Source organism: uncultured Adlercreutzia sp. (assembly GCA_910585575.1).
Classification (GTDB): domain Bacteria; phylum Actinomycetota; class Coriobacteriia; order Coriobacteriales; family Eggerthellaceae; genus Adlercreutzia.
On sequence record CAJUFS010000112.1, the window covers coordinates 1 to 4,895 of the forward strand.

Annotated in this window: 5 protein-coding genes and 1 pseudogene; 5 read left to right on the forward strand and 1 reads right to left on the reverse strand. The window is 61.9% G+C overall.

Features of this window, described 5'->3' with window-relative positions:
• The coding region (locus tag QZ307_RS10710; RefSeq protein ID WP_295999694.1) for a hypothetical protein at nt 1-770 on the reverse strand (770 nt) is incomplete at its 3' end.
• Nucleotides 771-1,210: 440 nt separating this feature from the next.
• On the opposite strand from QZ307_RS10710, the gene rpsL reads away from it, so the two are divergent.
• The 5 genes and pseudogenes from rpsL to rplC all read left to right on the forward strand — a co-directional run.
• Entirely contained in the window at nt 1,211-1,582 is a 372-nt protein-coding gene (gene rpsL / locus QZ307_RS10715) for a 30S ribosomal protein S12 (RefSeq protein WP_275206544.1), read from the forward strand.
• Between the two features lie 102 nt (nt 1,583-1,684).
• Entirely contained in the window at nt 1,685-2,155 is a 471-nt protein-coding gene (gene rpsG / locus QZ307_RS10720; protein ID WP_295999697.1) for a 30S ribosomal protein S7, read from the forward strand.
• 14 nt (nt 2,156-2,169) lie between these two features.
• Nucleotides 2,170-4,287 (forward strand): elongation factor G, encoded by a 2,118-nt coding sequence (gene fusA / locus QZ307_RS10725; protein WP_295999698.1) that lies wholly within the window; start codon nt 2,170-2,172, stop codon nt 4,285-4,287.
• 32 nt (nt 4,288-4,319) lie between these two features.
• Nucleotides 4,320-4,628 (forward strand): 30S ribosomal protein S10, encoded by a 309-nt coding sequence (gene rpsJ, locus QZ307_RS10730; RefSeq protein WP_275206547.1) that lies wholly within the window; start codon nt 4,320-4,322, stop codon nt 4,626-4,628.
• 13 nt (nt 4,629-4,641) lie between these two features.
• Nucleotides 4,642-4,895: pseudogene (rplC, locus tag QZ307_RS10735) on the forward strand (50S ribosomal protein L3); the annotation flags it as partial.

A 4,895-nucleotide genomic window follows, 5' to 3' on the forward strand; every position in this document is an offset into this window, starting at 1 on the left:
ACCAGAGAGGCCAGGGCCGTCGCCATGATGACTCCCAGGGAAAGGCCGATCACCAAGAGAAAGGCGAGAAAGGCGGGGGCTGAGAGACGAGGACTGGAAGAGGCGGTGGACGTAACGGGGTTTGCGGGGGCCTCTTCAGGGAAGTTTGCCCGCGTCGTATCGGCTTCTACGTTGCTAAGCGTCCCGCGCCGCAGCCCGAAATAGAGAGCCAGAGGGGTAAGGGTGGTAAGAAGACGCGCTGCCCAGGGCACAAGCAGGATCACTGCGCCTCCGCAAAGCACGAGTCCGGCTAAGGACGACACGCAAATGGCGATGGCGGAAAAGAAAGGAGGTTTGCGTGTGAGGGAGAGGGCGAGGGTGGCCATGGCGAAGGAGGTGCCCAGGCCGCTCAAAGATGCGCCGAGGTAATACAGCACCTCAGTTGCACCATGATCGATAATCATGAGGGGAAACATGAGCGCTGCAGCCAGCATCATCAGGACTGCTTCGCCAGCGGCGGCGTGGGCGCTGGTAAGCCAGGGGCCCTGAGTGCGCGCGAGGCGCCAGCACAGAAGAAGCCCCAGGCCGTTGCCGATGGCGGAGACCGTCCAGGGGCTCACGATGTTAAGCAAATCGAAGTTAAAGCTGCCCCTGAGAGAGAAAAGGTCCGTCCAAAGAATAAGGTAGAGATAGCCCCAGAGCCCCGTCAGGGCAACAATCAACGGCCAAGTTTGACGTATCTGGGCAACAACGGCGGTAACGCCCGATTGAATGGTTCTCGTGGAAGGCATGCAGAACTCTCTTTCAGCCGAAAGGGGAAGAGACGGGGAGTCAATTATAGCGGTTTCCTCCTGAGGGCCGACAGAGGGAACCGAATTGTCCCTTCGTGGCATGTTTCTGACCAGGTAAAAGTCGCGAATTACCAGTTCATAACCGTCAAATGTTTTCGCCAAGAATAGGGGATTCGGTACCGTCATCCCCCTCCCAGGTCGCCGTAGCCCCCCAGGCCCCGCCTCCACTCCTGTCGGGCCCCACCCCGGCCCCCGGCGCCCACCGCCCCCGCCGGACACTGTTTGTGAACGTTTTGTGCCGCTCGTCGGAGGGTATGGATACGCCCGGGTGCGTGGCGTTTGACACACGGCTGTAACACCCGTAATATGCTCCCTCGCGCCTTTAAGAGGCGCTTGTTTTGTGCAGTGTAAGCTCGTGGATAAAGGAAAGGAAAAGAGTCTTGCCTACAATTAATCAGCTGGTCCGCAAGGGCCGCAAGAAGGCGGTCGACAAGTCGAAGACCCCGGCTCTGAAGGGCAACCCGCAGAAGCGCGGCGTGTGCACTCGCGTGTACACCACCACCCCCAAGAAGCCGAACTCGGCTCTTCGTAAGGTCTGCCGTGTGCGTCTCGTCAACGGTATGGAGGTTACGGCCTACATCCCCGGCGAGGGCCACAATCTCCAGGAGCACTCCATGGTGCTCATCCGCGGTGGTCGTGTAAAGGACCTTCCTGGCGTCCGTTACAAGGTCATCCGTGGCACGCTGGACTGCGCCGCTGTGGACAACCGCAAGCAGGCTCGCAGCCGCTATGGCGCCAAGCGCCCCAAATAACGTTCGTTAAGACGCGCGGGCCGGTAACGTCAGGGTAGGAAGCCCCAACCGACCTAATGGGCACAAGGCCCCGAAGCGCGCAGAAGAAAAAAGGAGAACTTAATGCCGCGTCGTGCAGCAGCAGTCCGCCGCGAAACGCAGCCGGACGCAAAGTTTAACAACCGTCTCGTCACGCAGCTCATCAACAAGGTCCTGCTTGACGGCAAGAAGTCCATCGCCGAGAACATCGTCTACGGCGCCTTCGACCTGGTCCAGGAGAAGACCGGCGAAGACCCGCTGGCCGTGTTCAAGAAGGCCATGGACAACGTCCGCCCCACCCTCGAGTGCAAGCCGAAGCGCGTGGGCGGCGCCACCTACCAGGTGCCGATGGAGGTCAACTCCCGTCGCGCCACCACCCTCGCTATCCGCTGGATCGTCGACTTCTCTCGTAAGCGCAAGGAGCACACCATGCGCGAGCGTCTCGCCAACGAGATCATCGACGCCTCCGAGAACACCGGCGCTGCCGTGAAGAAGCGCGAGGACATGTACAAGATGGCCGAAGCCAACCGTGCGTTCTCGCACTACCGCTTCTAGGGCTGGTGATATAAATGGCTAAAATCGATCTGAAGGACACGCGCAATATCGGCATCATGGCCCACATTGATGCAGGCAAGACCACCACGACCGAGCGCATCCTTTACTACACGGGCAAGACCCACAAGATCGGCGAGGTGCACGACGGCGCTGCCACCATGGACTGGATGGTTCAGGAGCAGGAGCGCGGCGTGACCATTACCGCCGCTGCCACCACCTGCTTCTGGAAGTACCCCGGCGGCAAGGCCGACGGCAAGGAGTACCGCTTCCAGATCATCGACACCCCCGGCCACGTGGACTTCACGGCCGAGGTGGAGCGCTCTCTGCGCGTGCTCGACGGCACCGTCGCTGTGTTCGACGCCGTTGCCGGCGTGCAGCCCCAGTCCGAGACGGTGTGGCGCCAGGCCGAGCGTTACGGCGTGCCCCGCATCGCCTTCATCAACAAGTACGACCGCGTGGGTGCCGACTTCATCCACGCCATCCAGACCATGCGCGACCGTCTGGACGCCCCCGCCGTTGCCGCTCAGCTGCCCATGGGCGCCGAGGACAACTTCTGGGGCATCATCGACCTGGTTACCATGACCGCTTGGGACTTCAAGGCCGATGACAAGGGCATGACCTACCCCGAGCCCATGGATGCCATCCCCGCCGAGTTCCTCGAGGACGCCGAGCTGTATCGCCAGGAGCTCCTGGACGCTGCCGCCGACTGCGACGACGAGCTCATGGAGAAGGTCATCATGGAGGAGGAGATCTCCGTCGACGAGCTGAAGGCCGCCATCCGCAAGGGTGTTATCGCCTGCCAGATCAACCCCGTGTTCGTGGGCTCCGCCTACAAGAACAAGGGCGTGCAGGAGCTGCTCGACGCCGTGGTCGACTACATGCCGTCCCCCGTTGACATTCCGCCCATCAAGGGCACCAACCCCGAGACGGGCGAGGAGGAGGAGCGTCCCGCCGATCCGAAGGCGCCGTTCTCTTCTCTGGCCTTCAAGATCATGACCGACCCCTACGTGGGCAAGCTCACCTACCTGCGCGTGTACTCTGGTCACCTGGATGCCGGCAGCTACGTGCTGAATGCCACGAAGGACAAGAAGGAGCGTATCGGCCGCTTGCTGCAGATGCACTCCAACCAGCGCGTTGACATCGACGCCGTGTCCGCCGGCGACATCGTTGCCGTCGTGGGCCTGAAGGACACCTCCACCGGTGACACCCTCTGCGCCGAGAACGCCCCCATCATCCTGGAGTCCATGGAGTTCGCCGATCCCGTTATCGACATCGCCGTGGAGCCCAAGACCAAGGCCGAGCAGGACAAGATGGCCATCGCTCTGCAGAAGCTGGCCGAGGAGGACCCCACCTTCCGCGTGTCCACCAACCACGAGACCGGCCAGACCATCATCGCCGGCATGGGCGAGCTGCACCTCGAGATCATCATCGACCGTCTGCTGCGCGAGTTCAAGGTCGAGGCCAACGTGGGCAAGCCCCAGGTTGCCTACCGCGAGCGTCCGGGCAAGGAGGTCATGAACGCCGAGGGCAAGTTCGTGCGCCAGTCCGGTGGTCGCGGCCAGTACGGCCATGCGGTCATCAACATGTACCCGCAGGAGCCGGGCAAGGGCTACGAGTTCGTCAACAAGATCGTGGGCGGCGTCGTGCCGAAGGAGTACATCCCCTCCATCGACAAGGGCATCCAGGAGGCGCTGAACTCCGGCGTTCTGGCAGGATATCCCGTCGAGGACGTGAAGGTCGAGCTCATCGACGGCTCCTACCATGACGTTGACTCCTCCGAGGCTGCCTTTAAGGTGGCCGGCTCCATGGCCATCAAGGACGCCCTGCGCAAGTCCAACCCGGTCATCCTCGAGCCGGTTATGGCCGTCGAGGTGGAAACCCCCGAGGAGTACACGGGCTTTGTCATGGGCGACATCCCGTCTCGCCGTGGCCTCATTCAGGGCCAGGAGCAGCGCGGTTCTGCCGTGGTCATCGAGGCCAAGGTTCCGCTGGGCAACATGTTCGGCTACGCAACCGACCTGCGCAGCGGCACTCAGGGCCGCGCGGTGTACACCATGCAGTTCGATTCCTACGAGCCGGTGCCCAAGTCCGTGCAAGACGAGATTATCAGCAAGGCCGGCGGCAACGCCTAAGGCGCCCCCGCACTTCATTGGAGGTAAAGTAAGTGGCTAGTCAAAAGATTCGCATCCGCCTGAAGGGGTACGATCATGAGATCGTGGATCAGTCCACGCGCCTCATCGTCGATACCGCTCAGAAGACGGGTGCCAAGGTTTCCGGTCCTATTCCGCTGCCGACGGAGCGCAACCTGTACTGCGTCATCCGCTCGCCCCACGTGGACAAGGACTCCCGCGAGCAGTTCGAGATGCGTACGCACAAGCGTCTGATCGACATCCTCGAGCCCACGCCCAACACCGTGGACTCCCTGATGCGCCTCGATCTCCCTGCTGGCGTTGACATCGAGATCAAGCTGTAAGGAGGTTTGGGACATGATTAACGCTATCTACGGCAAGAAGATCGGCATGACCCAGATCTTCGACGACCAGGACCGCATCGTCCCGGTTACCGTCATCCAGGCCGAGCCGAACACGGTGTGCCAGGTGAAGACGGTCGACACCGACGGCTACGAGGCTGTGCAGATGGGCTTCGGCTACATCAAGCCCCGTCGTGTGAACAAGCCCATGCAGGGTCACTTCGACAAGCAGGGCGCCGAGCCGAAGCGCTACCTGCGCGAGGTGCGCGT